The organism is Novosphingobium sp. (assembly GCF_036803765.1).
Taxonomy (GTDB): domain Bacteria; phylum Pseudomonadota; class Alphaproteobacteria; order Sphingomonadales; family Sphingomonadaceae; genus Novosphingobium.
Genome location: NZ_DAIRTS010000002.1, coordinates 49562 through 74301, shown reverse-complemented (window position 1 = coordinate 74301; position 24740 = coordinate 49562). Strand labels below are relative to the sequence as shown.

The 24740-nt window shown below is 67.2% G+C and carries 25 protein-coding genes and 2 tRNA genes (1 of these 27 cut by a window edge); 10 read left to right on the top strand and 17 right to left on the bottom strand.

Translation table 11 applies throughout. The annotated features are described in order from the left end of the window. Nucleotides 1-188: 188 nt before the first annotated feature. Together V7Q48_RS01480 and V7Q48_RS01475 are read right to left on the bottom strand one after the other, a co-directional pair. Nucleotides 189-662, bottom strand: coding sequence for a response regulator (locus tag V7Q48_RS01480; protein WP_333835824.1), 474 nt, complete (start codon nt 660-662; stop codon nt 189-191). Between the two features lie 164 nt (nt 663-826). Further along, nucleotides 827-1984, bottom strand: a complete 1158-nt coding sequence (locus tag V7Q48_RS01475) for an N-acetyltransferase (RefSeq protein WP_333836005.1) — start codon at nt 1982-1984, stop codon at nt 827-829. A gap of 166 nt (nt 1985-2150) precedes the next feature. On the opposite strand from V7Q48_RS01475, the gene V7Q48_RS01470 reads away from it, so the two are divergent. Further along, nucleotides 2151-3263: a fatty acid desaturase family protein gene (locus V7Q48_RS01470; protein WP_333835823.1), complete on the top strand. Its 1113-nt coding sequence runs from the start codon at nt 2151-2153 to the stop codon at nt 3261-3263. A 134-nt stretch (nt 3264-3397) separates the two neighbouring features. On the opposite strand, the gene lptG is transcribed toward V7Q48_RS01470, so the two are convergent. Continuing rightward, complete coding sequence (gene lptG / locus V7Q48_RS01465) at nt 3398-4498, bottom strand: LPS export ABC transporter permease LptG (RefSeq protein ID WP_333835822.1); 1101 nt, start codon at nt 4496-4498, stop codon at nt 3398-3400. Beyond that, on the bottom strand, nt 4488-5735 hold the full coding sequence (gene lptF, locus V7Q48_RS01460) for an LPS export ABC transporter permease LptF (protein ID WP_333835821.1): 1248 nt from the start codon (nt 5733-5735) through the stop codon (nt 4488-4490). The genes lptG and lptF overlap by 11 nt, the downstream gene beginning before the upstream one ends. Before the next feature lie 423 nt (nt 5736-6158). On the opposite strand from lptF, the gene V7Q48_RS01455 reads away from it, so the two are divergent. After that, a complete protein-coding gene (locus tag V7Q48_RS01455; protein WP_333835820.1) occupies nt 6159-6596 on the top strand; it encodes a hypothetical protein in 438 nt (145 codons plus the stop codon). Between the two features lie 52 nt (nt 6597-6648). On the opposite strand, the gene clpS is transcribed toward V7Q48_RS01455, so the two are convergent. From clpS to V7Q48_RS01440, 3 genes are all read right to left on the bottom strand, one after another. After that, nucleotides 6649-7086 carry an ATP-dependent Clp protease adapter ClpS gene (gene clpS / locus V7Q48_RS01450; protein ID WP_333835819.1) on the bottom strand — a complete coding sequence of 146 codons (438 nt, stop codon included), beginning with the start codon at nt 7084-7086 and terminating at the stop codon, nt 6649-6651. Nucleotides 7087-7343: 257 nt separating this feature from the next. Next, nucleotides 7344-8327 carry a phasin family protein gene (gene phaP / locus V7Q48_RS01445; RefSeq protein ID WP_333835818.1) on the bottom strand — a complete coding sequence of 328 codons (984 nt, stop codon included), beginning with the start codon at nt 8325-8327 and terminating at the stop codon, nt 7344-7346. A gap of 213 nt (nt 8328-8540) precedes the next feature. Then, nucleotides 8541-10445, bottom strand: a complete 1905-nt coding sequence (locus V7Q48_RS01440) for a PHA/PHB synthase family protein (protein WP_333835817.1) — start codon at nt 10443-10445, stop codon at nt 8541-8543. A 209-nt stretch (nt 10446-10654) separates the two neighbouring features. Between V7Q48_RS01440 and V7Q48_RS01435 the strand changes: the two genes are divergently transcribed. After that, nucleotides 10655-11854: an LL-diaminopimelate aminotransferase gene (locus V7Q48_RS01435; RefSeq protein WP_333835816.1), complete on the top strand. Its 1200-nt coding sequence runs from the start codon at nt 10655-10657 to the stop codon at nt 11852-11854. 6 nt (nt 11855-11860) lie between these two features. Here V7Q48_RS01435 and V7Q48_RS01430 read toward each other — a convergent pair whose 3' ends face one another. Further along, nucleotides 11861-13240 (bottom strand): helix-turn-helix domain-containing protein, encoded by a 1380-nt coding sequence (locus tag V7Q48_RS01430; RefSeq protein WP_333835815.1) that lies wholly within the window; start codon nt 13238-13240, stop codon nt 11861-11863. Between the two features lie 145 nt (nt 13241-13385). On the opposite strand from V7Q48_RS01430, the gene V7Q48_RS01425 reads away from it, so the two are divergent. The 4 genes from V7Q48_RS01425 to V7Q48_RS01410 all read left to right on the top strand — a co-directional run bounded on the left by V7Q48_RS01425 (nt 13386) and on the right by V7Q48_RS01410 (nt 16546). Then, nucleotides 13386-14978, top strand: a complete 1593-nt coding sequence (locus V7Q48_RS01425; RefSeq protein ID WP_333835814.1) for an isocitrate lyase — start codon at nt 13386-13388, stop codon at nt 14976-14978. 49 nt (nt 14979-15027) lie between these two features. Continuing rightward, complete coding sequence (locus V7Q48_RS01420) at nt 15028-15186, top strand: hypothetical protein (RefSeq protein ID WP_333835813.1); 159 nt, start codon at nt 15028-15030, stop codon at nt 15184-15186. 462 nt (nt 15187-15648) lie between these two features. Further along, nucleotides 15649-15810: a hypothetical protein gene (locus V7Q48_RS01415; RefSeq protein ID WP_333835812.1), complete on the top strand. Its 162-nt coding sequence runs from the start codon at nt 15649-15651 to the stop codon at nt 15808-15810. Nucleotides 15811-15853: 43 nt separating this feature from the next. Beyond that, nucleotides 15854-16546 carry a glutamine amidotransferase gene (locus tag V7Q48_RS01410; RefSeq protein WP_333835811.1) on the top strand — a complete coding sequence of 231 codons (693 nt, stop codon included), beginning with the start codon at nt 15854-15856 and terminating at the stop codon, nt 16544-16546. A gap of 59 nt (nt 16547-16605) precedes the next feature. Here V7Q48_RS01410 and V7Q48_RS01405 read toward each other — a convergent pair whose 3' ends face one another. From V7Q48_RS01405 to aroA, 9 genes are all read right to left on the bottom strand, one after another. After that, nucleotides 16606-18069, bottom strand: a complete 1464-nt coding sequence (locus V7Q48_RS01405) for an AMP nucleosidase (protein WP_333835810.1) — start codon at nt 18067-18069, stop codon at nt 16606-16608. Between the two features lie 114 nt (nt 18070-18183). Further along, on the bottom strand, nt 18184-18780 hold the full coding sequence (gene rplI, locus V7Q48_RS01400) for a 50S ribosomal protein L9 (RefSeq protein WP_333835809.1): 597 nt from the start codon (nt 18778-18780) through the stop codon (nt 18184-18186). Between the two features lie 12 nt (nt 18781-18792). Then, nucleotides 18793-19017, bottom strand: coding sequence for a 30S ribosomal protein S18 (rpsR, locus tag V7Q48_RS01395; RefSeq protein ID WP_011445073.1), 225 nt, complete (start codon nt 19015-19017; stop codon nt 18793-18795). Between the two features lie 3 nt (nt 19018-19020). Further along, nucleotides 19021-19383, bottom strand: coding sequence for a 30S ribosomal protein S6 (gene rpsF / locus V7Q48_RS01390; RefSeq protein WP_333835802.1), 363 nt, complete (start codon nt 19381-19383; stop codon nt 19021-19023). A gap of 114 nt (nt 19384-19497) precedes the next feature. Further along, entirely contained in the window at nt 19498-20694 is a 1197-nt protein-coding gene (locus tag V7Q48_RS01385) for an acyltransferase family protein (RefSeq protein WP_333835801.1), read from the bottom strand. A gap of 143 nt (nt 20695-20837) precedes the next feature. After that, entirely contained in the window at nt 20838-21245 is a 408-nt protein-coding gene (locus tag V7Q48_RS01380; protein WP_333835800.1) for a PilZ domain-containing protein, read from the bottom strand. Nucleotides 21246-21545: 300 nt separating this feature from the next. Continuing rightward, entirely contained in the window at nt 21546-22181 is a 636-nt protein-coding gene (locus V7Q48_RS01375; protein ID WP_333835799.1) for a (d)CMP kinase, read from the bottom strand. After that, on the bottom strand, nt 22178-22453 hold the full coding sequence (locus tag V7Q48_RS01370; protein WP_333835798.1) for a CBU_0592 family membrane protein: 276 nt from the start codon (nt 22451-22453) through the stop codon (nt 22178-22180). Before V7Q48_RS01370 ends, V7Q48_RS01375 begins: the two co-directional genes overlap by 4 nt. Further along, the gene (gene aroA / locus V7Q48_RS01365; protein ID WP_333836004.1) at nt 22450-23772 is read right to left on the bottom strand and encodes a 3-phosphoshikimate 1-carboxyvinyltransferase; all 1323 of its coding nucleotides are present in this window, start codon (nt 23770-23772) and stop codon (nt 22450-22452) included. Before aroA ends, V7Q48_RS01370 begins: the two co-directional genes overlap by 4 nt. 266 nt (nt 23773-24038) lie before the next feature. Here aroA and V7Q48_RS01360 point away from each other — a divergent pair, with 266 nt between their 5' ends. From V7Q48_RS01360 to V7Q48_RS01350, 3 genes are all read left to right on the top strand, one after another. Next, nucleotides 24039-24356 carry an FYDLN acid domain-containing protein gene (locus tag V7Q48_RS01360; RefSeq protein ID WP_333835797.1) on the top strand — a complete coding sequence of 106 codons (318 nt, stop codon included), beginning with the start codon at nt 24039-24041 and terminating at the stop codon, nt 24354-24356. A 164-nt stretch (nt 24357-24520) separates the two neighbouring features. After that, a tRNA-Ala gene (locus tag V7Q48_RS01355) sits at nt 24521-24596 on the top strand. Between the two features lie 90 nt (nt 24597-24686). Next, nucleotides 24687-24740: transfer RNA gene (locus tag V7Q48_RS01350), tRNA-Ala, on the top strand (it continues 122 nt past the right edge of the window).

The window sequence follows — 24740 nt, the reverse complement described above, 5'->3', positions numbered from 1 at the left end:
GGGGCGCCCGTTTAGGGTCTGTCACCGCCGAGACCCCCCCTCCCGTCCAAGCGGCTGGTGATACGATCCCGAAGGCCTCCGCCAATCCCCGGCGGAGGCCTTTTTCGTTGGCCTTCGTCAAATGGCTGCATGGCAACGACGCTTCTTGCATCCGCCAAGAAGCGCAGTTGCGGCGACGGCTGGAATAGTCAGCGGGTGAGGGCGCTGCGCAGGCGCTCGATCAGGCCTGCGGGGCGCAGCCGCGACCGCACCAGCCGGATCAGGGCCTCGGGCGGGAAGGGCTTTGCCAGGACGTGGCCCATCCCGGCAATATGCGGGGGGATGCTGCCGGGCGTACCGGTCGAGAAGACGATGAGCGGGGGACGCGGGCTCATGGCCACGGCCAGTTCGGCCAGCGCCCACCCGTCGTCCCGGTCGGCGAGATGCACATCGAGGACGAGGATGGCGGGCCGCAACCGTTGCATCTCGGCCATGGCCGCGGCGGTGGTATGGCAGATCGACACGTCGTCGGCGCCGGCTTCGGTCAGGGCGTCGGCCATCGCCAGCGCAACCACGGCTTCGTCCTCGACCACGAGCGCGGGGCCCAGCCCGGGATGCGTTGCAGCGGCCTGCGGCATGGCCCCGTCCGGGCTCGGTTCACGGCGAGGAGCGATATCGTCCATGATGCGTCTTGGTTCCTCCCGGCGTCTCGCGCCCGCCCTGGCGGACACGACCTATATCGACCCTTGCCGGGAAAACGAACCAGACCATGGGATGTTCCGCCATGCCCATGGCACGGTCCAGGGCACGTTTCTGGCCCCGAGGTCTTTCCGCGGGGCGCAGGGCGTCAAAGCGCGCGTTCGTAGATCGTGTAGCGCTTGTTGACGTGGCTATCGATCGCATCGGCGATGGCGATCATCCCCTGGTTGTCGTCGAGGATCCAGCCGATCTCGCCGCGCGAGGCACCGTAATGCTCGACCGAATTGCGCCGGATGTACTCGATCATCATGAAGGCGAGCTGGCTGGCGAGGCGCGAAGACTGCAGCTTCTTACGCACCCCCATCAGCGGCACGCGCATCGTGCGGCAGCGCGGCTTGCGCAGCCAGCGCAGCAGCTTGATGAAGTTGAACGGGAACAGCTTGCCACCCATCGGCTGCAGCACTTCGTTGAGGTCGGGCAGCGTCATCATGAATGCTACCGGCTCGCCCTCGTACTCGGCGATCATGATGAGGTCCTCGCGCACGATCGGCTTGAACTTCTTGCCGGCGTAGGCGATCTCGGTCTGAGTGAACGGCACGAAGCCCCAGTTGTCGGACCAGGCATCGTTGAGGATGTCGAGGATAATCGCCGCCTCGCTGTCGAACTTGCTCTTGTCGACGTTGCGGATGCGGATCTTGGCGTTCTTCTCGCCCGATTGGACGATGCGCTGGATCAGCGGCGGAAACTGCCGGGTGATGTCCAGCTCGTACGTCAGCAGCTGCTTGGCCGGCGTGTAGGGCAGCGCCTCGATATAGTGCTGATAGCGCTCGGGCTGATGGCCCATCATCACGGTGGGCGCATGGTCGAAGCCCAGCGTCAGTTGGCCGGGCTCTTCCCAGATCGACATCGACAGCGGCGCCAGCACGCGCGTCATGCCCTTGTCGCGCAGCCAGCCCTCGGCCTTGGCGATCAGCGCATGTGCGATGGCCTCGTCCTCGGCCTCGAGCAGGCCCCAGTTGCCGGTGCCCGGCCCCATACCCTGGACCGGGTCCATCGCCACAGCCAGATGGTCTATATGGGCGCTGATGCGGCCGACGACGCGCCCGTCGCGGCGGGCAAGGAACAGCTGGACGTCGGCATGCTCGAAGAACGGGTTCTTGCCAGGCGTCAGCAGTTCCACCGCTTCCATGCGCAGTGGCGGCACCCAGTTGGGATCGGTGGCATTGAGGCGATAGGCGAGGTCGACGAAAGCCGACCGCTCGGCCTTGTTTGCAACGGGAGTGATGACTACTTCGCCTGCCACGATATCGCCTTTGTTTCGAGTTAAACGCGCGCTGTCCCGATTGCTGCCTGTGGTGGTGTCGGTGACTTGTCAAGCCGGACGAACCCAGGCGGACCGGCATCATACGCGGACGAGGCAGATGCATCGGCATCCGCCTGCCGCAACTTGGGTAGCTTGGGAATATCACGTCATGCTTGCCACTGAATTCGACACCCGCGGCGATGCTTTCGCCCCCGCTCCAAAGGCCGCCTCGGGCAGCCTGGCCGCCACGCCCGACGACAAGGCGATGCTGCGCGCCGCGGCCGACCTGACCCGCGATCTCGCCCGTGCCCGGCCCGAGATCTATTGGCCGGACATGCTGGTCTCGGCCGCGCTCGGCTACGGCACGCTGGCGCTTGCCATCGCCGAGGCGCTCAAGGGTGGCTCGTGGTGGCTGGTGGCCGCGCTCGGCGTGTTCTCGGCCCTGGCGCTGTACCGCGCGCTGCTGTTCATTCACGAACTCACGCACATGCACCGCGATGCGCTGCCGGGCTTCCGCTTCGCCTGGAACGTGCTCGTCGGCATCCCCATGCTGATCCCCTCGCTGATGTACGAGGGCGTGCATACGCTGCATCACTCGCGCATCCGCTACGGCACCAGCGAAGACCCCGAATATCTGCCGCTCGCGCTGATGAAGCCGTGGTCGCTGCCGGTGTTCACCCTCACCGCGCTGCTGCTGCCGGTGGGCCTGCTGATCCGCTCGGCCATTCTCGTGCCGCTTGGCGCGATCATCCCCGCGGTGCGCACACTTGTGTGGGAGCGCGCCTCCTCGCTCGCGATCAACCCCGATTTCCGCCGCCGCAAGCCCGAGGGCGATTTTGCCCGCGCCGTGTTCTGGCAGGAGCTGGGCGCGACGCTCTGGGCCTGGACGCTGCTGGGCTGGTCGGCAACGCATGGCTGGCTGCCGCTCGGTATCGCCGTCTGCGTCGTCTCGCTGGCCGCTCTGCTCAACCAGGTCCGCACGCTGGTTGCGCACCTGTGGGAGAACGAGGGCGAACAGATGACCGTGACCGGCCAGTACCTCGACTCGGTCAACGTGCCGCCGCCGGGCTTGTGGGGTGCGATCTGGGCGCCGGTCGGGCTGCGCTACCACGCGCTGCACCACCTGCTGCCCAGCATGCCCTACCACTCGCTGGCCGAGTGCCATCGTCGCATCGGCAGCCACCTCGGCGTCGATTCGACCTACGGCCGCGCCAACTACGACGGTCTTTTCCCGCTGTTGTCGCGGCTTGCCCGCTCGACGATGGGCTCGCGCCCGCGCTGATGCCGGCAATCCCGGGCCTCGCGTCCGGGATGTCGCCAGACCACGCAAAAAGCCGACACCTCGGGATTTTCCGCGGTGTCGGCTTTTTTGTGCCCGCCATCATGGAGCGGGCGGCGGTGGCGCGCCCGCCGGCCTCATTCCTCGGTGCGGATCAAGACGGTCTCGCCGATCAGCAGGAACAGCACGAAGGGCGACCAGGCCGCGATCAGCGGTCCGTATCCCCCGAAGCTGCCCATCGCCAGCGCGGCGTTGTCGACCACGAAGTAGGCAAAGCCCAGAGCCATGCCGATGACCGCGCGCATGAACAGCTGGCCCGAGCGCGCGAGGCCGAACGCGGCCACCGCGCCCAGCAGCGGCATCAGCACCGCAGACAGTGGGCCCGAGAACTTGTGCCACCAGCGGCTTTCCAGTTCGCTGGTGCTGTGGCTCGCGGCACGGACCGCCTCGATCGAACGGGAGAGGTGCGGCAGCGTCTCGGCATCGGCGTCGGCACGGCGGATGACGACCTGCGCGGGCGTGACGCTGGTGGCAAAGACCGCGCTGCCGGCCGCAGTGGTACGACGCGCGCTCTGTACGTCGAAAGTCGTGGGCCGATCGAACCGCCAGCCGGGGTTGGCGTAGCTGGCCGAGCCGGCGCGGACGATCTCGGTGACCATGCCGGTGGGATCGCGGCGATGCCATGTCACGTCGGTCATGCGCGTCGCCTGGCCTTCGCCGGTGATGCTGCGCGCATAGAGGATGTTGGGCCCGTCCTGCAGCCAGACGTTGTTGCGCACCTGGCTATCCTCGGGGATCGGGCCATAGTCCACCGCCTGCCAGGCCTTGAGCGTTGCGGTCGCGCGCGTGACGATGCGCTCGTTGAAGGCAAAGTTGGCCACGCTGATGACGCCGGCCACGAGGAACAGCGGCGCCAGCACCTGGTGCGCGGAAAGGCCGGCGGCCTTCATCGCCACGACCTCGCTGTTCTGGTTGAGCGTGATGAGCGTGATGATCGTGGCGAGCAGCACCGAATAGGGCAGGAACCGCGCGACGAGCTGCGGCGCGCGTAGCCCGACATAGGTCAGCAATTGCTCTTGCCCATTGCCTTTCGCCGCCAGGATCTGGCCGCTCTCGCTTAGAAGATCGAGCATCTGCAGCACAAGCACGAGCATCAGAAGCACGGCGATGACACGCAGCGCGAACATCTTGGCGATGTAAATCGTCATCGTCCGCGAGGGGAAGAATTCAAGCGGCAAGCGTATCGTCCTCCGGCAAGGCATCGTCGTGCGCGGCCACGGGCAGGCGGCGGCGGCCGATCACGCGGCGCACCCGGCTCGCCAGCTTGGCGAACACGGTTTCCAGCGCCCCGATCGGCTGGCCGCCCGGAACATAAGCGAGGCGCCAGTACATCCACACGATCAGCGCCGCGAACAGCACGAACGGCCCCCACAGCGCGAGCGCGGGATCGAGGCGGCCAAGACTGGCGACGTCCTGGCCGTATTCGTTGATCTTGTGATAGGCGACGACCATCACGATCGACAGGAACACGCCGAGCGCCGAAGTCGACCGCTTGGGCGGCACGGCCAGCGCCACCGCCAGCAAGGGCAGCAGGAACATCATCACCACCTCGACGAGGCGGTAGTTGAGGCTGGCGCGGCTCTTGTTGCGCATGTCCTGCGAGGTGGTCTTGTCCCAGCCCATCTTGAGCAGCTCGGGCAGGATGTATTCGCGGTCCTTGTCGCCGCGCTGGCGGAACTGGGCGATCTTGGGCAAATCGATCGGCAGGTCATGCGAGGCGAAACTCAGCACGCGCGGCGAGGGCAGGTCCGGCCCGTCCTGCACGATCTGGCCGTCGGTCAGGCGCAGGATCACCGTGTCGCGGTTCTCGCGATTGGCGAAGAACTGCCCCTCGCGCGCCGAGATCGTCAGGATCTCGCCCTTCGAGGTGACGAGGCGGGCGAAGATGCCCTCCAGCTCGCGCCCGTCGTCGCGGCTCGAATCCACGCGCAGCGCGGTGCGATCCTGCAGGGCATTGAACTCGCCGACCTTGATCGATGCACCCAGCGCGCCCGATCCCAGCTCGTACTGCAGTTCCTCGTAGTAATAGCGGCTCAGCGGCTGGATGTAGCCGACGATGAGCAGGTTCACCGCCGCGAGCCCGAGGGTGAACATGTAGGGCACCCGCAGCAGCCGGGTGTAGGACAGCCCGACCGCGCGCATCACGTCGAGCTCCGATGTCGTCGCCAGCTTGCGGAACGCGAACAGGATGCCGAGCATCAGCCCCAGCGGAATGGCGAGGCTCGCATATTCCGGAAAGAGGTTGAGCAGCATCTTGAACACGACCGTCACCGGCCCGCCTTCGGTCGCGACGAAGTCGAACAGGCGCAGCATCTTGTCGAGCACAAGCAGCGAGGCCGCCAGCACGAACACGGCCAGCATGGGCACGATCACCAGCCGGGCGATGTACCTGTCGATGGCGCTGAAGAATTTCACGTCGGGTTGGTTCGCCTGAAGGGGTGCGGGAGAAGGCCGGTGCCACGAGGGTCGGTCAGGACCACCGGGCGCCCGGCCGGGCTGGCCCGCACCGGAAGGATCGTCGATTTCGGTTACCGCGCTTCGTCGCGATGCGGAAGCCGAAAAAGCCGCTGCCCGTGGCCGGGTAGGTGAACGGGCGCTCGTGCCATCGACACGGGCGAACGAATTGTAAAATTCACTAAACTAAAGTTATTGTCACGGCCGCGGGCGAGGCATAGGGTCGATGCGGCTATCAACGCTCGAACGTCCTGCTGTCTTTGGTTGTTCCCCGTGAGGGGCGCTGCCCCGGGCCACGGCCCCGGCCCCCGATTTGACCGGCGACAATGTAAAAACGGGTCCGGTGCGCCATCTGCGTCCGGCACGAACGGAAAAGGACCAGCGGTGAATTTCCTCACGTCGGGATCATGGTGGCAATCGCGACTGGCGGCTGGTCACGCCACGCCCGAAGATCTCGTCGCGCTCGCCGAGCGCTGCGAGCATTTACCGGCGGCCGACCAGCGCAAGGGGTTCGAGCAGGCGCTGCGCGTGCTGGCCGACACCAGTCTCGCCCCCGATACCGGGGTGCGCGTCGATGAAAGCATGTGGGTCAGCCTGCTTGCCGATTCGGGCGCGTTCGAGAGTGCCGCCATCGCCCTGCTGCCCTCGGTCGCGACGTACACCATCAGCCGGATGGGCGATGGGCAGTATCAGACGCAGATCGCGCTTCCCAGCGGCGCCGGCGGGCATTCGCGCGGCGCCCACGCACTGTCGATGGCGGTTCTGGCGGCACTGCTGCGGGCCTTGGCGCGCGACATGATAGAGGCGAAGTCCGCCCACTGACGCGCTTGTAAGGGAGGAGTGTCGTGGCGGGGCGCTCAGCCGGCGCCAGCCGTCACGCCTTTTCCAGCGTGCACTGCAGCGGGTGCTGGTTCTGCCGGGCGAAATCCATCACCTGGTTCACCTTGGTCTCAGCGATCTCGTAGGGAAAGATCCCGCAGACGCCGACGCCGCGCTGGTGGACGTGGAGCATCACGCGCGTCGCCTGTTCCATGTCCATGTGGAAGAAGCGCTTGAGCACCATGACGACGAATTCCATCGGGGTGTAGTCGTCGTTCAGCATCAGCACCTTGAACATGCTCGGCTTCTTGGGCCGGGCGCGGGTGCGGGTGGCGATACCGATCTGGCCGTCGCGATCGTCGTTGCCGCCGTGGTCGTCATCGTCCGCGGCGCGTGGCGCGCTGCTTTCCACCGCGAGAACACATCCGGCAACGGCATGCGCCGCACGAGCGAAAGGGGCGTCATGCGCCGGAGAGGAAGCCAGGGTGTTCATGGAAACCTGAATATCGCATTGCTCCCGCCACTCTACAAGAGGGCGAGCGCGATCCCTGCCGCAAATGGCTTACGAAACGGCAAATGGCGCGCGGATTGCGTTACGCGGTGCCACTTCGCGCAAGGCTTGCCCTTTCGGGCGGCGCTCGTCCGCTGACGGCGGCGTCCCGACAATCGGCGAGATGCAAGCGGGCGCAAAAAAAGGCGGCCCGGTTTCCCGGAGCCGCCCTCTTTAAGCCTTGTGGGCGGATGCCTGGATCAGGCAGCCTGCTTCATCTTGTCGACCGCGACGCTGACGCGGTTCGAGATCGGCTGGAACGCCTCGTTCGCCAGCTTGAGCATGGCTTCGCTGTGCTTGCTGCTGGCCGCGACGGCCGCGTCGAACTGCTTGCGCATCAGGGCCGAGTGCTTTTCGAAGAATTCGGTCGGCGACTTGGCGGTGGCCAGGTCCTTGACTTCGGCGGTGAAGCTTTCGAGCGCGGTCTTGCTTTCCGCGACGTAGCCCTTGGTCAGTTCCTGCAGGCCCGAGGCAAGGATCTTGCTCGATTCGACGACGGCTTCGACGTTGCCCTTGGCGAAGGCGCCGGCATCGCCGAACGCAGCCTGGCTCTTTTCGAAGGCGGTCTTGGCCTTGTCCGAAGCGTCCTTGAAAGCGGACTGGAACTTGTCGGAGAATTCGTTGGCGGTGTTCATGATGGAAAAGTCCTTCTTGGGGTCCGCAGACGAGGCGACAGGCTCGGCTTCGGAGGCGTTCGGGGTCACAACAACGGTCGGCGCGACGGTCTCGGTGGCCGCCACGGCATCCACGCGAATGTCGATCGGTTCCGGTGCCTGCGCGTGGACAGCGGCCGGAGCGGGCTCAGGCTGAACCCGGGGGGCAATCACGGGCGCCGGCGCGGCGGCCGCGGAGGGCACGGCGCGCGGACGAACCGGCTTTGCAGCGGCGACCGACGAAGCGACCGGAGCTGCGGGGGCATCGGCCAGGGCGGGAAGCGCCGTGGCGAGTGGGGCGACAGGCGGACCCTTGCGGGCCGGCGCGGTGCCGCCGCGCGGGCTGCGAGCGCCCTTGGCGGCAGGTGCTGCGGCCGACGCAGCGTCCGTCACGGGCGACTGGGCCGGCAGGTGGGTCGACAGCGGGGCGCCAGGCGCGGTCGAGGAACCCGACGCCACGATGCCCTTGCCACGCGGCGCCGAGGGCGCCGAACGCGGGGGCTGTCGCTTGTCCTTGGTATCTTCGGCCATGACCTGCAACTCCTGCTGTGTAGCGCATTCCGACGCCTGTGACCTGACCCGAGCCGCAATGCGACTCGGCAGGAAGCCAGACGAGGGCCTTTGCTGCACTGCAAAAAATAGGAATGCACAGGCGGAAGTCAAGGATATTGTGCAGTGCACAATATCCAAGTTGGATGTTTTTTCCGAATGCTACCGTGGTCGCGCTACCATCGCGAACCGCGATCAGCGCATCCGCACATAGCGCCCCGGCGCGGGCTCGATCGCACCTGCACCCGGCACGCGGGCCCCCTGGGCAGGGACGGTCGCGGCGTCGATCCCGGCCAGCCACGCGCGCCAGTCTGGCCACCAGCTGCCACGCGTCTCGTTGGCGCCCGCCATGAACGCCTCGAGGCTCGCCGCCTCCCCGGGGTTGGTCCAGTATTGATACTTCCCCGCCGCGGGCGGGTTGACCACGCCGGCGATGTGGCCCGACCCCGCCATGACGAAGCGCCATGGTCCGCCAAGGTGGCGCGTCAGCTTCCACACGCTCTGCGGCGGCGCAATGTGGTCCTCGCGCCCCGCCTGGATGTAGCACGGGGTCTGTATCCGGCGCAGGTCGATCGGCGTGCCATCCGCGCTTAGCGCATCGGGCACCACCATGCGATTGTCGCGATAGAGGTCGCTCAGGTAGGCGCGGTGCCACTTGGCGGGCAGGTTGGTGGTGTCGCCGTTCCAGAATAGCAGGTCGAAGACCGGATAGTCGTCGCCCATCAGGTAGTTGTTGATGACGTAGTTCCAGATGAGGTCCGGCCCGCGCAGCAGGTTGAAGGTCGCGGCGAGATAGCGCCCGTCGAGGTATCCGTCAGTCTCGAGGCTTTCGACCCAGCGCAGCTGGGCATCGTCGATGAAGTGGGTCAGCTCTCCCGCATCGGCGAAATCGACCTGTGCGGTGAAGAACGTGGCCGAGGCGACCCGGTCGGCTTCGCCCCGCCGCGCCAGCACCGCCAGCGTCGCCGCCAAGGTGGTCCCGGCGACGCAATAGCCGATCGTATGCACCGCCGGGACAGAGAGGCGCGTCCGCACCACGTCGATCGCCTCGATCTGTGCACGGACGTAATCGTCCATGGTCACGTCGGCGAGACTGGGATCGGCCGACTTCCACGAGACGAGGAAGACGCTGAGGCCTTGTTCGACCGCCCAGGCGACGAAGCTCTTCTTGGGGTTGAGATCGAGGATGTAGAACCGATTGATCCACGGCGGGAAGATCAGCAGCGGCACCGCCGCAACGTCGGCGGTCGTCGGCGCATAGTGGATCAGCTGGAACAGCGGCGTCTCGTGAATCACCTGGCCCGGCGTCGTGGCGACATTGCGCCCCACCTCGAAGGCCTGGGAATCGGTATGACTGAGCTGCCCGCGGCGCATGTCCGCCAGCAGATGCTCGACGCCCTTGACCAGGTTCTCGCCGCGCGTCTGCAGCGTCCGCTCGATCACCAGCGGGTTGGTCATCGGGAAGTTGGCCGGCGACAGGGCCTCGGCGATCAGCCGCGTCATGAAGCGCAACTGGCCGTGCCGTTCGGGCTCGAGCCCGGAAATCTCGTCGGCCATGGCCTCGAGCCGTTCGGCCAGCAACAGGTAGGTCTGGTGCAGCAGCGCGAACCACGGCTGTTCGCGCCAGCGCGGATCGGCGAAGCGGCGGTCATGGCGGGGCAGGGCCTGCGCATCGACCGCGACGGGGCGCCCGCCGCCCACGGCATGACCGGCATAAAGCTCCAGCATCCGCGTCCACAGGCGGGTGCTTTCGTCCCACAGCTGCGCTTGGGTTTCGGTGCGGGCAAGCGGCATGGCGGCGAGCCAGTCGTCGAGCAAGTGCTGCCAGCGATTGGGTTCGACCAGGCGGCCCCACAGCGGCTCGGCCATGGCGGTCTGCTCGGCCGCGAAGTCCAGCCACATCTTCTGCAGCTTGGCACCGCTCATCGCCCAGTGCTGGAGATCGCCAGGATCGGGCGCGCGCGCATCGGTGGTCGGCAGGTACGGCGCCATCATCGCCTGCATCGCCTCGGTCTGAAGGCGGAACAGGTCCTCGAACACCGCGCTGTCGACGATCGGGTGCGCGGCGCGGGGCGGGGTTGTCTCGTCGCGGTCTGGCATCGGCGTGTTCCCCTGTTGCGGCTCCGATCCGACACCTATTGCGCGCCCTGTGCCCGGGCAAGCCGCTTCGGGGTCGATCGACGGAATGTTGCGCCACGTCGCGCCTCGAGTGTTGCAAGCTTGTGTCACGACAGGATTTGGCGAAGCGGAACGATTGGCGTAAGGGGACCATCCCGGCAATCCAGCCGGCAAGCATTCGAGTCACGATCGTGGAAGAAGAGTTCTACCGCATGAAGCGCCTGCCGCCCTATGTCATCGCCGAAGTGAACGCGATGCGGGCCGCAGCACGCGCCGGCGGGCGGGACATCATCGACCTCGGCATGGGCAACCCTGACCTTCCGCCACCCGCGCATGTGATCGACAAGCTTTGCGAAGTCGCGCAGAAGCCCTCGGCCCATGGCTATTCGGCCTCGAAGGGCATTCCCGGCATCCGCAAGGCTCAGGCCAACTACTACGCCAACCGCTTTGGCGTGGAGCTCGACCCCGAGACCGAAGTGGTCATGACCATGGGCTCGAAGGAAGGCCTCGCCAGCCTCGCCACCGCGATCACTGCGCCCGGCGATGTCGTGCTGGCGCCCAATCCGTCGTACCCGATCCACACCTTCGGCTTCATCATCGCTGGGGCGACGATCCGCTCGGTGCCGACGACGCCCGACGAACGCTATTGGGAATCGCTCGACCGCGCGATGGCTTTCACTGTGCCGCGCCCGTCGATCCTGATCGTCAATTACCCGTCGAACCCGACCGCCGAGACGGTCGATCTCGCGTTCTACGAACGGCTGGTCGCCTGGGCCAAGGAGAACAAGGTCTGGATCCTGTCGGATCTGGCCTATTCCGAACTCTATTACGACGGCAATCCGACGCCCTCGATCCTCCAGGTGCCCGGCGCCAAGGACGTGGCAGTCGAATTCACCTCGATGTCCAAGACCTATTCGATGGCCGGCTGGCGCGTCGGCTTTGCGGTGGGCAACAAGCGGCTGATCGCGGCGCTGACCCGGGTAAAGTCCTACCTCGACTACGGTGCCTTCACCCCGATCCAGGCGGCGGCCTGCGCCGCGCTTAACGGACCGCAGGACATCGTCGAGCAGAACCGCAAGCTCTATCAGAAGCGCCGCGACGTCATGGTCGAGGCGTTCGGCCGCGCCGGCTGGGACATTCCGAGCCCCAAGGCCTCGATGTTCGCCTGGGCGCCGCTGCCGCCGGCGCTCAAGCACATGGGCAGCCTCGAGTTTTCCAAGCAGTTGCTCACCCACGCCGAAGTCGCGGTGGCGCCGGGCGTGGGCTATGGCGAGGATGGTGAGGGCTTCGTGCGCATCGCCATGGTCGAGAACGAGCAGCGGCTGCGCCAGGCGGCGCGCAACATCAAGCGCTACCTGGTCAGCATGGGCGTCAACGCCTCCGCGGCCTGAGCCACTTCAGCTTTCGCTGAACACGAAGGGTACGCCTGCCCGGCGGTAATCGTCGGGCAGGATTTCGCGTCCCAGCGGCGGGTGGGCGCGAGCGGTGCACTCGGCCCGTTGGCACAGACGGCAGGCGACACCGATCGGCGTGGGCGGCGGGCTGGCGGGCCGGCTGCGTATCGCGGCAAGGCGTGGGCCATGCTCTGCTGCGCAGACCAGGGCCAGCGCGCGCCCCTCGGGGCCAAGACTGCGCGCGATCGACACGAACGTCGCGCCATGCGGCAGCTCGAGGTCCTGCACCAGCGTCTCGCCGGGCCGTGCTACGATACGATGCAGCGTCCACAGCGGGCAACCGCCGCCCTGAGCCGGAAAGGGGAAGCCCGCGCCGTCGATCCGCCGCACGACATTGCCGGCGGCGTCGATCTCGACGAGGAAGAACGGCACGCCCTCGTGCCCGGGCTTGCGCAGGCTGGCGAGGCGCAGGGCGACGTTCTGCCACTCGACCGCGAACAGCCCGGCCAGCGCATCCAGGTCGTAGCCCTGCGCCTCGGCCGCGCGAGCGAAGCGATCGTAGGGCATCAGCAGTGCGGCGGCCGCGAACTCGGCGAGCGCGCGGCGCACCAGCTGTGCGGCCGTGGCGCTGGCAAAGCTCTCGCCGCGCACCACGGTCGCGATCTCGGTGCGCAGTGCCGTATAGGCCAGGTGGAGCGCGACCTGCCAGGAACGCCGCTGCGGACCGAGGCATTCGTCCAGCAACAGTTGCTCGTTGTGCCGGTCGTACCGCGCCAGCGCCCCCATCATCACGCTGGCGGGCATGGCGCGCACCCGCACCCCGCTTTGCCGCAACCACGGCTCTGCCCCGCCGGCGGCCTGGATCTCGCCGGCCAGTGCCTCGGCCTTGGCATCGAGCGTGGCAAACCAGTGTCCGCGTGCGCTCAGGAAGCGGCGGGCCTCGCCCGCGGCATCGGCCACCGGCGTGCTGCCTTCCGACTCGCGCCCCTCGGCCAGCGCCTGGTTGGCGCGGACATAGGCGCCATGCAGCCGCAGCAACGCCTCGGTCATGCCGGGGAAGCTGGTCGCCACGTCGGCCACCTCGAGCGCGGGCAGGTCGATCTCGGCGAACAGCGGATCGCGCAAGGCCTCGGTCAGGCGCCGGGCGTGATCGTCCCGGTCCTCGGCAGCGAGGTCCGCCATGTCGAGCCGATAGGTGCGCGCAAGACGCAGCAGCATGTCGGCGGTCAGCGGTCGCTGGTTGCGCTCGATCAGCGCGATGTAGCTGGGCGAGACCGCCATGTCCTCGGCCATGGCCTGCTGGGTGAGGCCGAGTTCGCGGCGCAGACGCTTGATGCGCGGGCCGAGATAGAGCGGGCGGGATGGGCTTGCCGGGCGTGCCATGAACGCCATGATGTCATGCCTGCACAACTTTACAAGCATAACCTGTAAAGTTTGACAACAAGACCCCGTCGCGCATTCCGCACCGCATCATGGCGGCGTATTCCGGGTGCAACGAAACACACTGAGCACTGGAAGGGGCACTGCCATGACGTACCAGCAATCGATCATCGAGGCCGATCGCACGATCACGCCCAACACGCACTGGGATGGCATCGCGCCCGAATCGGTGGCCCGTATGCGCCTGCAGAACCGCTTCCGTACCGGCCTCGACATCGCGCGCTACACCGCCGGCATCATGCGTCGCGACATGGCCGCCTATGACGCCGATCCGGCCAACTACACCCAGTCGCTGGGTTGCTGGCACGGCTTCATCGGCCAGCAGAAGATGATCTCGATCAAGAAGCACTTCGGCACCACCAAGGGCCGCTACCTCTACCTGTCGGGCTGGATGGTCGCGGCGCTGCGCAGCGAGTTCGGCCCGCTGCCCGACCAGTCGATGCACGAGAAGACCAGCGTCCCCGCGCTGATCGAGGAGCTCTACACCTTCCTGCGCCAGGCCGACGCCCGCGAGCTCAACCAGCTGTTCCGCGATCTCGATGCCGCCCGCGAGGCCGGTGACGAAGTCCGGGCCGCCAAGATCCAGCACGATATCGAAAACCACGAGACGCACATCGTGCCGATCGTTGCCGACATCGACGCCGGCTTCGGCAACGCCGAGGCGACCTATCTTCTCTCCAAGAAGTTCATCGAGGCCGGCGCCTGCTGCATCCAGATCGAGAACCAGGTTTCCGACGAGAAGCAGTGCGGCCACCAGGACGGCAAGGTCACCGTGCCGCACGAGGACTTCATCGCGAAGATCCGCGCGGTCCGCTATGCCTTCCTCGAGCTGGGGGTCGATGACGGCGTAATCGTGGCGCGCACCGACTCGCTCGGCGCCGGCCTGACCAAGCAGATCGCCTTCACCCGCGAGGCCGGCGACATCGGCGACCAGTACAACGCCTTCCTCGATTGCGAGCCGGTCGATCCGGCCAGCATCGGCCACGGCGACGTGCTGATCACCCGCGACGGCCAGCTGATGAAGCCGAAGCGGTTGCCCTCGAACCTCTACCAGTTCCGCACCGGGACCGGCGAGGACCGCTGCGTGCTCGACTGCATCCACAGCCTGCAGAACGGCGCCGACCTGCTCTGGATCGAGACCGAGAAGCCGCACATCGGCCAGATCGGCGGGATGGTTTCGCGCATTCGCGAGGTGATCCCCAATGCCAAGCTGGTTTACAACAACTCGCCCAGCTTCAACTGGACGCTCAACTTCCGCCAGCAGGTGTTCGACGCCTGGGCCGCGGAAGGCAAGGACCTCGGCGCTTACGACCGGGCGCGCCTGATGAGCGTGGACTATGACGATACCGATCTGGCGGCCGAAGCCGACGAGCGCATCCGCACCTTCCAGAAGGACGCGGCGCGCGAGGCGGGCATCTTCCACCACCTGATCACGCTGCCAACCTACCACACGGCCGCGCTCAGCACCGACAACCTGGCCAAGGAATACTTCGGCGAGGCGGGCATGCTGGGTTACGTCAAGGGCGTGCAGCGCCAGGAAATTCGCCAGGGCATCGCCTGCGTCAAGCACCAGGCCATGGCGGGGTCGGACATCGGCGACGACCACAAGGAATACTTCGCCCGGGAAGCCGCGCTCAAGGCCGGCGGTACCCACAACACCATGAACCAGTTCGCGGCCTGAGCCGGCCCGAAACATCGAGCAACCAGAAAGAGAACGTAGGAGAAGGACAATGGCTGAACCTGCCCGTGCCCGTGCAGTCCTCTCGACCGAGGACTTCAAGCTGATCCGTGAGGCGGTGCTGCACTACCTCAAGGCGATCGAGGACAAGCCCGAATCGGTGAAGTTCTCGAACCTTTACCACCGGCTGGGCAGCGCCGCCGGGCGCTGAAGCCACCGAGCCGACCGCTTTTCCTGGGGAGGAAAGGCTGGCCCGTCGGATGCCGCGAGGTGTCCGGCGGGCCTTCTCGTTGAGTGTTCCCATTCCTCTCCAGTCCCCCGTCACCCCGGACTTGATCCGGGGTCCAGCTTGAGTGTCGATGGAGAATGGCGGCCGGGAGAAGCGGGACCCCGGGTCTTCGCCCGGGGTGACGAATGACCGAACGGGGGTGAATTAATGGCGGCACGACAGCGCAAGCTCGCCCATCGTCAGACCCAAAAGCGAAACTTGCCGACCCATCAGATTTTCTCGAATGCGCTTTATCAAGCGAATGAGTAGACAAATCTCATCGGCACTGTGCCGGTCGCGGCTTTTGATCCTGCCAGCTTGCTCCGCGTCACCAACGGCTAAAGCGCACGAAGACGAGGCCACTTGGCCAGGTTCGTGTTCGGCCCTGTCACAAGGAGAATGCGAATGTCCGTTTCCCACACCCCCCGCCTGCGCCGCCAGGCCCCTGTGATCGCCTCGGCCACGGCGCGCCTGCCGCATCCCTCATGGCGACAGGACCCGGGGCCCCGCGATGGGCTTGCCAAGCCGACCTCGGCCGAGGATTTCTTCGCCCGGCTCGGCCTGTAAGGTCCAAGGCCCGTCCGTCGGAACAGGAAGACGCTAGCGCACCATGAAGTCCGCATTGATCATCCGCCACGTGCCCTACGAGGGGGTGGCCGGTTATCGCGAGCCGATCGAACAGGCCGGCTACCAGGTCGACCGCATCGATGTTGCCGATCCTGCGTTCCCCGCGCTCGACCTGCGCGAGCCCGACCTCGTCATCATGATGGGTGGGCCGATGGGGGTCTATGACCAGATCGAGCATCCGTGGATCCGCTGCCAGATGCGCCGGCTCGCCGCGCGGCTGGCGGCGGACCGGCCGACGCTGGGCGTGTGCTTCGGCGCGCAGATGATCGCCGCCGCGCTCGGCGCCGATGTCTATCGCGGTCACGCGCGCGAACTGGGGTTCCACGCGGTCGAGGTCCATGATCCCGACAGCCCGCTGCGCCACGTGGCCGATGTGCCGGTGCTGCACTGGCACGGCGATACCTTCACCCTACCGCCACAGGCCGAACTGCTCGCCTCCAGCCCGCTCTATCCCCATCAGGCCTTCCGGCGCGGGCCGAACCTTCTGGCGCTGCAATTCCACGCCGAGATGGGCGAGGACGAGCGCTTCGAGGCGTGGATCGAACAATCCCCCGAAGAGGTGCACGAGGCCGGCCATACGCCCGAGACGCTGCGGGCCGCGCACGATCGCCATGGCAGCACCGCGGTCGCGGCGGGGCGGGCGATGATCGCGGAGTGGCTGGCAGGGCTGGCCTGACAGGCGGCTTGCACCTCCTCCCCCCGCTGACCCGGCGGGGCGGGGGGAGGCGCGCAATCTTACCGGAACGGCGGTTCGTTGAAGGCGCGCAGTTTGCGGCTGTGCAGGCGATCGCCTTCGGCGCGCAGCAGCGCACAGGCGGTCGTGCCGATCTCGAGGTGCGCGGCGATCGCTTCCTCGTAGAAGCGGTTGGCCTGCCCCGGCAGCTTGATCTCGCCATGCAGCGGCTTGTCCGAGACGCACAGCAGCGTCCCGTAAGGCACGCGGAAGCGATAGCCCTGCGCCGCGATCGTCGCGCTCTCCATGTCGATCCCCACCGCGCGGCTGAGGCTGAGGCGGCGGGCCGAGTGGGCGTAGCGCAGCTCCCAGTTGCGATCGTCGGTCGTCACGATCGTGCCGGTGCGCATCCGCGTCTTGAGGTCGGCACCGCCGCTGCCGCTGACGAGTTCGGCCGCGCGCGCCAGTGCCACCTGCACTTCGGCGATGGCCGGTACCGGAATCTCGGGCGGCAGCACGTCGTCGAGCACGTGATCGTCGCGCAAATAGGCATGGGCCAGCACGTAGTCGCCGATCTTCTGCGTGGGCCTGAGGCCACCGCAGTGGCCGATCATCAGCCAGGCCTCGGGGCGCAGCACGGCAAGGTGATCGCAGATCGTCTTGGCGTTGGACGGGCCGACACCGATGTTGACCAGCGTGATGCCCGAGCGGTCCGGCCGGATCAGGTGGTAGGCCGGCATCTGGTGGCGTCGCCATGCGGTATCGGACAGGCGCTCGCGCGCATTGTCGCAGGGTGCATCGAGCGTCAGGCCACCGGCGCCGGTCAGGGCGACGAAATCGTCCTGCCCCAGCTGCCGGCCCGCCCAGTCGACGAATTCGTCGACATAGCGATGGTAGTTGGTGAACAGGATGAAGCGCTGGAAGTCGGCAGGATTGGTGCCGGTGTAATGCGCCAGTCGCGCCAGGCTGAAGTCGGTGCGAAGGCCGTCGAACAGCGCCAGCGGGGCCGGGCCGTCGGTCGCATCGAGGCTGGGATCGAGCGCGTCGGCGATCTCGTCGCCGATATGCGCGAGGTCGGTCGTTGGGAAATGCCGCGCCAGTTCGTTGGGCGAGACCGAGCCGAAACCGGTGCTGGCATCGACGACGTAGGGGAAGGGGATCTCCTGCGCCGAGTTCACGACTTCCAGCGTCACGTCGTAGTCGGCGCGCAGCAGCCCCAGCTGCTCCGTCAGGTAGTCGGCGAACAGCGCGGGGCGCGTGACGGTCGTGACGAAGGTGCCGGGGCGCGTCAGCCGCCCGAAGGCGCGGCCCGCGGCCGTGCCGTGGCTCACGCCCGAGAACTGCAGGCGCAGCGCGGGATAGCAATAGGCGCCGGCCTGGCGATCGGCGGGATCGGGCAGCGCACCCGTCGCGATGTAGGCGGCGATGTCGGTGCGCAGGCGCGCACAGGCGGCGTCGTGCCGGGCGGTCAGTTCGGCAATGATGGCAGCGGGATCGGCTGCGGTGAAAGGTTCATTTGCAATCATGCCCCCGGTGTAGCGCAGCCGGATGACAGTGCAAGGGCAGGCGCTGTGCTGCAAAAAGGGCGCCTCCTTGCGGAAGCGCCCCTTCTGGTTTCGTGCCGTGCGGCGACGCGTGGATCAGGCTTCCGCCTGGTCTTCGTCGAGCAGGTCGGCCGGGATTTCGCCCGGCTCGGCATTGGGATCGTAGGCTTCGGTGAAGCCGCCGCTCGCATCGCCGTCGAACATGGCGTCGATGACGTCCACGCCCTTCGACTGCAGTTCGGCCTCGTCGGTCGAACGGGCGACGTTGACCTTGACGTTGACCGACACTTCGGGGTGCAGCGCGACGCGAACGTCGAACACGCCGATGGTCTTGATCGGGCGTTCGAGCACGATCATCGCCTTGGTGACCGGGGCACCGGCGGCGACCAGGGCATCGACGATGTCACGCACCGAAACCGAACCATAGAGCTGGCCGGCGTTGGACGAAGCGCGGATGAGCACCACTTCCTTGCCTTCGACCGAACCGGCGTCGTTCTGCGCGGTTTCGCGGCGAGCGGCGTTTTCCGATTCGATGCGGGCGCGGTTGGCCTCGAACACCTTGCGGTTGGCGTCGTTGGCGCGCAGGGCCTTCTTGTTGGGAAGAAGGAAGTTGCGCGCGTAACCGTCCTTGACGGAAACTTCGTCGCCGATGTGGCCGAGCTTTTCGATGCGCTCGAGCAGGATGATCTGCATGATGGCCGCTCCTTACTTCACGATGTAGGGCAGGAGGCCGATGTGCCGGGCGCGCTTGATCGCCTGGCTCAGCTCACGCTGCTTCTTGGCCGAAACGGCGGTGATGCGCGACGGGACGATCTTGCCACGTTCGGACATGAAGCCCTGGAGCAGGCGCACGTCCTTGTAGTCGATCTTCGGAGCGTTCTTGCCCGAGAACGGGCAGCTCTTGCGACGGCGGAAAAACGGACGAGCCATGGCTTATTCCCCTTCGCGTTCGCGGCGACGGCTGCGCTCGCGGTCGTTCTTGCGCATCATCACCGACGGGCCGCCTTCGTGCTCGTCGACGCGGACGGTCATGTAGCGGATGACGTCTTCGTTGATGGCGGTCTGACGCTCGAGCTCGGCGACGACGGCGCCGCTGGCTTCGATGTTCAGCATCACGAAGTGAGCCTTGCGGTTCTTCTGGATCTTGTACGCCAGCGAACGGAGACCCCAGGTTTCGGTCTTGGTGACCTTGCCTTCGTTGGCCTCGACGATTTCGGTGGCGGCGGCGGCGAGTGCGTCGACCTGAGCCTGGCTCAGATCCTGGCGCGCCAGAAAGACATGCTCGTACAGCGGCATGCTTCGCGTCCTTTATCTAGTCTAACCGATCGCTGGCTTGTCCGCGGGATTGCGGGGCCCCTCCGGCTTTCTTCGGGTATTTCCGCAAGCGAGTCGCGAACGGAAGCGTGGCCCTTAGCGGTTCTCGCCCGGATTGCAAGCCTTGGGTGCCTGTGGCTGCGCCGTCGAATGCGGCGGCGCGGGCTGTTTCAGCCCGGTGCCGCAGAACAGCAGTGCGAGCAGCGGCACGCGGCGCACCGCCATGAAACATAGCACCGCCAGGCCGAAGACCAGACCCGACAGCCCCAGCCATTGCAGTGTCGGTGCGGGGCTGCCCGTGCCGCCGAGGCGGGCAAGGGTCAGGATCACCAGCATGGCGATGATCATGTGGAACAGGTAGATCGCCATCGCCCCCTCGACGAGGAAGGCGATGACGTGATGGCGCTTGCCGAACAGCGCCGCCAGCGTGCGGAACACGACCAGCGCCATGGCATAGGCCAGTGCGCCGGCAATGGCGCTGTCAACGACCTGCAGCATCGCGGGCGGGTTCTCCGTCCAGCCCAGATGCGGGCGGACCAGCGGGTCGAGCAGGAAGTGTGCTGCCATCAGGGGCGGAACCACCGCCCAGGGCCAGTATCCGTGGAACGCAAAGAGCCGGTCGCCGAGCTTGAGCCGCCACGCCAGCGCGCCGAGCAGGAACGCCGGCAGGTACTGCAGCGTGCGCAGCAGCAGCTGCTCCTCGAACCAGGCCTCGTTGTCGTGCAGTCCGAAGGCCTGGATCGTGACCGCCAGCGCCGCCCCCCATGCGGCCAGCGCGAGCAGCGCCAGCGGCCAGGCGCCGCGATCGAGCCCGAGCAGGGGCCTCAGCATGGGATCGGGCACGCGCGCCACGCGAGGCCGCAGGGCATAGAGGAAAACGTAGGCGAGCAGCACGACGAGGAACCACAGATGCTCGAACGCCACGGGCAATCCGCGATAGCCGTTGGCCCAGGCGACCGAGAGCATGACCTTGAGCCGGTATTGCACCAGCGCCAGCGTCGCGACGCTGGCGACCAGGGGCAGCGCCACGCGCATCATGCGATCGTGCAGCCAGCGCCTGCGCCCGCGCCGCGCGCTCGCCATCCCCGAAAAATACCCGGCGAGGATGAAGAACGCCGACATGCGGAACGAGTGGATGAACGACAGCCCGACGCCCACCGCGGGATCGGCGACCCAGCCGGGCAGGCCGGGCGACAGGATCATGGTGGCCGTGGTGGCGACGTGGAACGGGATGCCCAGCAGCAGCAGCACGGCGCGCGCAGCGTCCAGATGATGGAGGCGCGGCGTGCTCATGACCGGCACCCGTGTTCCGACAGGCGGATCGCCGCGACCGGGCAGGAGGACATGCGGGAAGGGCAGCGCATCCGCGGTCCCCTAACCGCCCCGGCCTACGGCGTCCATGGGCCAGCAAGACAACGCGCCGGGCCGCCGCCCGCTCACGCTGCGTTGCGCAACCCGGTGTCGCGCGCGGCCATGCGGCGATGATGGTCGATGGCAAATGTGCTGACGAGCTTGGCGAAGACGCTCTCGTGCAGCGGGCGCTCGAATTCGAGGCCCGAGGCCATGGGCTCGGTCCACGCCACGAACGCGAGCTTGGGCTTGAGCCCGGGCAGCATCAGCATGACCGGCTCGCCGATCCGCTGCCGCGCCAGCCCTTCGATCCGCGCGCCATAGGGCGTCAGGTCCTTGAGCATGACCGTCACGCGCTCGACTCCCAGCTTGCAGCGCACCGGCATCTCCACGCCGATTCGCGGAAAGCGGCGCACATCCTCGGCCTCCACCGCCGGGCTGGCCGGGAATGCGACGGCAGGCGCGTCGCGGCGCGGGTCTCGCTTGAGGAACATCGGATTCTCCGTGGCATCGGTTGTCGCCAGGGAGAACGGTGGCCGGTGCTCAGATTTCAGGGTGGTCGCGGGCGCGGCGGGCTTGGACAGGCTCAGCCCGAACAGATGGGGAGAGAATGTCCCACCCCCGCCGTTCACCCTGAGCCTGTCGAAGGGCGCAAGACACGGCGTGGGCCGGCCAGGGGGGCTTCGACAGGCTCAGCCCGAACGGACAGGGAGAGAATGTCCCGCCCACCTCCGTTCGCCCTGAGCTTGTCGAAGGGCGCAAACACGACTCACGGCCGGAAAAACAACCGAACTTCAGCCCCGGTCGCGCGCCGCCAATTGCTTGTCCACTAGCGCGATGGCGGCCGCGATCGCGGCTTCGCGGCCCAGCGCCGAGGTGTCGAGCAGCGCCGCACCCTCTGCCTGGCGCAGGGGAGCGGCCGCGCGGCTGGCGTCGCGGGCATCGCGGGCGGCGAGGTCGGCCTCGATCTCGGCGCGTTCGATTTGGCGCCCTTGCGCCTGCATCTCGGCCCAGCGCCGCAGCGCGCGCGCCGCGACGCTGGCGGTGACGAACAGCTTGGCGTCGGCATCGGGGGCGATCACCGTGGCGATGTCGCGGCCGTCGAGCACGGCGCCGCCGGGCTGGTTGGCGAAGGCCTGTTGCCGCTCGAGCAGCGCGGCGCGCACCGCCGGGTGGACCGACACCCGGCTGGCCAGCCCGCCGCTCGCCTCCGAACGCAGTTCCGGGTCGGCCAGCAAGGCGTCGGAAAACGCGGTGGCGGCCAGCGCGTCCGCCGGCGAATCCGGGTTGCCGCCGTTCAGCGCCACCTGCCGGCCTACCGCGCGATAGAGCAGCCCGGTGTCGAGGTGGGGAAGGCCGTAGTGCGCGGCCAGCGCCTTGGCGATGGTGCCCTTGCCCGAAGCGGTGGGGCCGTCGATGGCGATGATCACGGGCGCACCTTCGCTTTCTGGCGAAACGCCTTGACCAGACCCCAGATCGCGATCGCCGACCAGAAGCCCTCGAGCACCAGCGAGGCGGGATTGAGGTTCACCAGCAGCGAGATGGTCAGCAGGATCGCGCCGACGAGGTTGGTGCCGTGCTGCAGGAACGGGTTGGGCGTGCGGCCATTGCCGCTCTCGCGCGTCATGTAGCCGTAAGCGAGGATGATGCAGGCCATCCCGGCAAAGCCGCAGATGTTGGCAAAGGTGTGCGACAGGGTCATGCGCCGGTCGCCGCCGCGATCAGGTCCTCGAACACCGGGAAGCTGGTGGCGATCGGGCGCACGTCGTCCACCTCGACCCCGTGCGGGCTGGCGAGCCCGGCGACCGCCATCGACATGGCGATACGATGGTCGAGATGCGTGGCAACGGGCGCGTCATGCGTGCCGGCCAGGGGCTCTCCCCCGCTGCCGTCGATCACAAGGCCGTCCTCGGTCTCAGTCACCCGTGCGCCCGCCGCTTCGAGCGCCGCGCGCATGACGCTGATGCGATCCGATTCCTTGACGCGCAACTCCTCGAGCCCGGTCGTCACGGTCCGGCCTTGCGCATGGGCTGCGGCAACGAACAGCACCGGGAATTCGTCGACCATGCTCGGCACCACGGCCGGATCGACGTCGATGCCGCGCAAGTTGGAGGCGCGCACGCGCAGGTCCGCCACCGGCTCGCCGCCCACGTCGCGACGATCGAGTTCCTCGATGCTGCCGCCCATCAGGCGCAGCACGTCGAACAGCGCCGCCCGCGTGGGATTGAGGCCGACGTTTTCGATCACGAGGTCCGAACCCGGCACGATCAGCGCGACGACGACGAAGAAGGCGGCGGACGAGGGATCGCCCGGAACGGTGATCGCCTGCGGCTTCAGCTCGGCCTCGCCGGTCAGGCGGATCACGCGCGCGCCGTCGGCATCGGTTTCCACTGACAAGTCCGCGCCAAAGCCGCGCAGCATCCGCTCGGAATGGTCGCGCGTCGCCACCGGTTCGATCACCGTGGTCGTGCCCGGCGTGTTGAGGCCGGCCAGCAAGACCGCACTCTTGACCTGCGCGGAGGCGACCGGGAGGCGATAGGTCAGCGGAACCGGGGTGCGCGCGCCCTCGACCAGCAGCGGCAGGCGACCGCCGGGATAGCCGGTAAACCGCGCGCCGGCGTCGGTCAGCGGGTCTATCACCCGGCCCATCGGGCGCTTGGACAAGCTGGCATCACCGATGAAGCAGGCGGTGATCGGGTGCGTGGCGACAAGGCCCATGAGCAGCCGCGTCGAGGTGCCTGAATTGCCCATGTCGAGCGCGCCCTGCGGCTGGAGCAGCCCGCCGACGCCGACCCCTGCGACCAGCCAGTCGCCATTGGCCTGGCGCTCGATCGTGGCACCCATCGCGCGCATCGCCGCGGCTGTGGACAGCACGTCCTCGCCTTCGAGCAGGCCGGTCACGCGCGTCTCGCCCACGGCCAGCGCGCCGAGCATGATCGAGCGATGACTGATCGACTTGTCGCCGGGCACGCGGATACGGCCGGTGAGGGGCCCTTGCGCCCGAAAGCGGCGGGGACGCATCTGCGCGGGATCGGCGGAGTGGCTCAAGGCAGGAACTTTCTGGCTGACGGACGGCACGGGCCGCTGGCGGCGGAAGCGCGGGTGGACAGGGCGAAAACGCGCGGCTTTTGACAGCGCGCGGCGGCTATGGCAAGGCGCGCGCCGCCGTCCGAGATGGTCGGTGCTCTTGCGCGACGCTTGATTTCCGGGCAGCGCGCCCCCAAAGACGCTTTTTGGTTTTCTGCCTGCGCCCTTCCGGCGGCGGGCAAGCTTTTCGAGGAAAGTTCATGGTCAAGCCTGAATGGGGCGCCAAGCACAGCTGTCCGAAGTGCGGCACCCGCTTCTACGACCTCGGCAATGCCGATCCGGTCACCTGTGTCGAATGCAAGTACGCCTGGCATCCCGATCCGGTGCTCAAGTCGAAGCAGCCGATCCCCTATGAAGAGATCCAGAAGGAGAAGGTCGAGGCCGTGGCCGACGTCGATCTCGCCGAGGAAGATCTCGACATCGACGAGGACGGCGATTCGCCGGACAACGACGTCGACCTGGGTGGCGACGACGATCTCGGCGTGGGCGCCCACGAGGGCGAAGACGACGAGAACTGATGGTTTCGCCGGCCTTTGCGTGCTTCGTCACGGAAAGGCCGGCAAAAATCGGCGGGGGCGAAAAAACGCTCTTGCCAGCGCCAAGCCTCTCCCTTAGAGGCGCGGCTCCCGGCGGCAAACACCGCCGGATGGTTCGCCTCCCAGGGCGATCCTGAGGAAACGATGGGGCCGTAGCTCAGCTGGGAGAGCGCTACAATGGCATTGTAGAGGTCAGGGGTTCGATCCCCCTCGGCTCCACCATTCCTCGAAATCGGCCCCGCTCCGGCGGGGTTTTTCGTCCCTCGCGGGCGGTGTCGGAACGGACGGTTGCGTCCAGGTCGGCGAACATGTGGGGCCGTAGCTCAGCTGGGAGAGCGCTACAATGGCATTGTAGAGGTCAGGGGT

Coding starts and splice junctions, on each gene's coding strand:
- aroA (WP_333836004.1), bottom strand. CDS start 23,772: ATGCGTCCCCGCCGCTTTCGGGCGCAAGGGCCCCTCACCGGCCGTATC.
- clpS (WP_333835819.1), bottom strand. CDS start 7,086: ATGAACACCCTGGCTTCCTCTCCGGCGCATGACGCCCCTTTCGCTCGT.
- rplI (WP_333835809.1), bottom strand. CDS start 18,780: ATGCAGATCATCCTGCTCGAGCGCATCGAAAAGCTCGGCCACATCGGC.
- V7Q48_RS01430 (WP_333835815.1), bottom strand. CDS start 13,240: ATGGCACGCCCGGCAAGCCCATCCCGCCCGCTCTATCTCGGCCCGCGC.
- V7Q48_RS01425 (WP_333835814.1), top strand. CDS start 13,386: ATGACGTACCAGCAATCGATCATCGAGGCCGATCGCACGATCACGCCC.
- V7Q48_RS01440 (WP_333835817.1), bottom strand. CDS start 10,445: ATGCCAGACCGCGACGAGACAACCCCGCCCCGCGCCGCGCACCCGATC.
- V7Q48_RS01405 (WP_333835810.1), bottom strand. CDS start 18,069: ATGATTGCAAATGAACCTTTCACCGCAGCCGATCCCGCTGCCATCATT.
- V7Q48_RS01360 (WP_333835797.1), top strand. CDS start 24,039: ATGGTCAAGCCTGAATGGGGCGCCAAGCACAGCTGTCCGAAGTGCGGC.
- rpsR (WP_011445073.1), bottom strand. CDS start 19,017: ATGGCTCGTCCGTTTTTCCGCCGTCGCAAGAGCTGCCCGTTCTCGGGC.
- V7Q48_RS01470 (WP_333835823.1), top strand. CDS start 2,151: ATGCTTGCCACTGAATTCGACACCCGCGGCGATGCTTTCGCCCCCGCT.
- phaP (WP_333835818.1), bottom strand. CDS start 8,327: ATGGCCGAAGATACCAAGGACAAGCGACAGCCCCCGCGTTCGGCGCCC.
- V7Q48_RS01370 (WP_333835798.1), bottom strand. CDS start 22,453: ATGACCCTGTCGCACACCTTTGCCAACATCTGCGGCTTTGCCGGGATG.
- V7Q48_RS01380 (WP_333835800.1), bottom strand. CDS start 21,245: ATGTTCCTCAAGCGAGACCCGCGCCGCGACGCGCCTGCCGTCGCATTC.
- V7Q48_RS01480 (WP_333835824.1), bottom strand. CDS start 662: ATGGACGATATCGCTCCTCGCCGTGAACCGAGCCCGGACGGGGCCATG.
- V7Q48_RS01415 (WP_333835812.1), top strand. CDS start 15,649: ATGTCCGTTTCCCACACCCCCCGCCTGCGCCGCCAGGCCCCTGTGATC.
- V7Q48_RS01420 (WP_333835813.1), top strand. CDS start 15,028: ATGGCTGAACCTGCCCGTGCCCGTGCAGTCCTCTCGACCGAGGACTTC.
- rpsF (WP_333835802.1), bottom strand. CDS start 19,383: ATGCCGCTGTACGAGCATGTCTTTCTGGCGCGCCAGGATCTGAGCCAG.
- V7Q48_RS01385 (WP_333835801.1), bottom strand. CDS start 20,694: ATGAGCACGCCGCGCCTCCATCATCTGGACGCTGCGCGCGCCGTGCTG.
- V7Q48_RS01410 (WP_333835811.1), top strand. CDS start 15,854: ATGAAGTCCGCATTGATCATCCGCCACGTGCCCTACGAGGGGGTGGCC.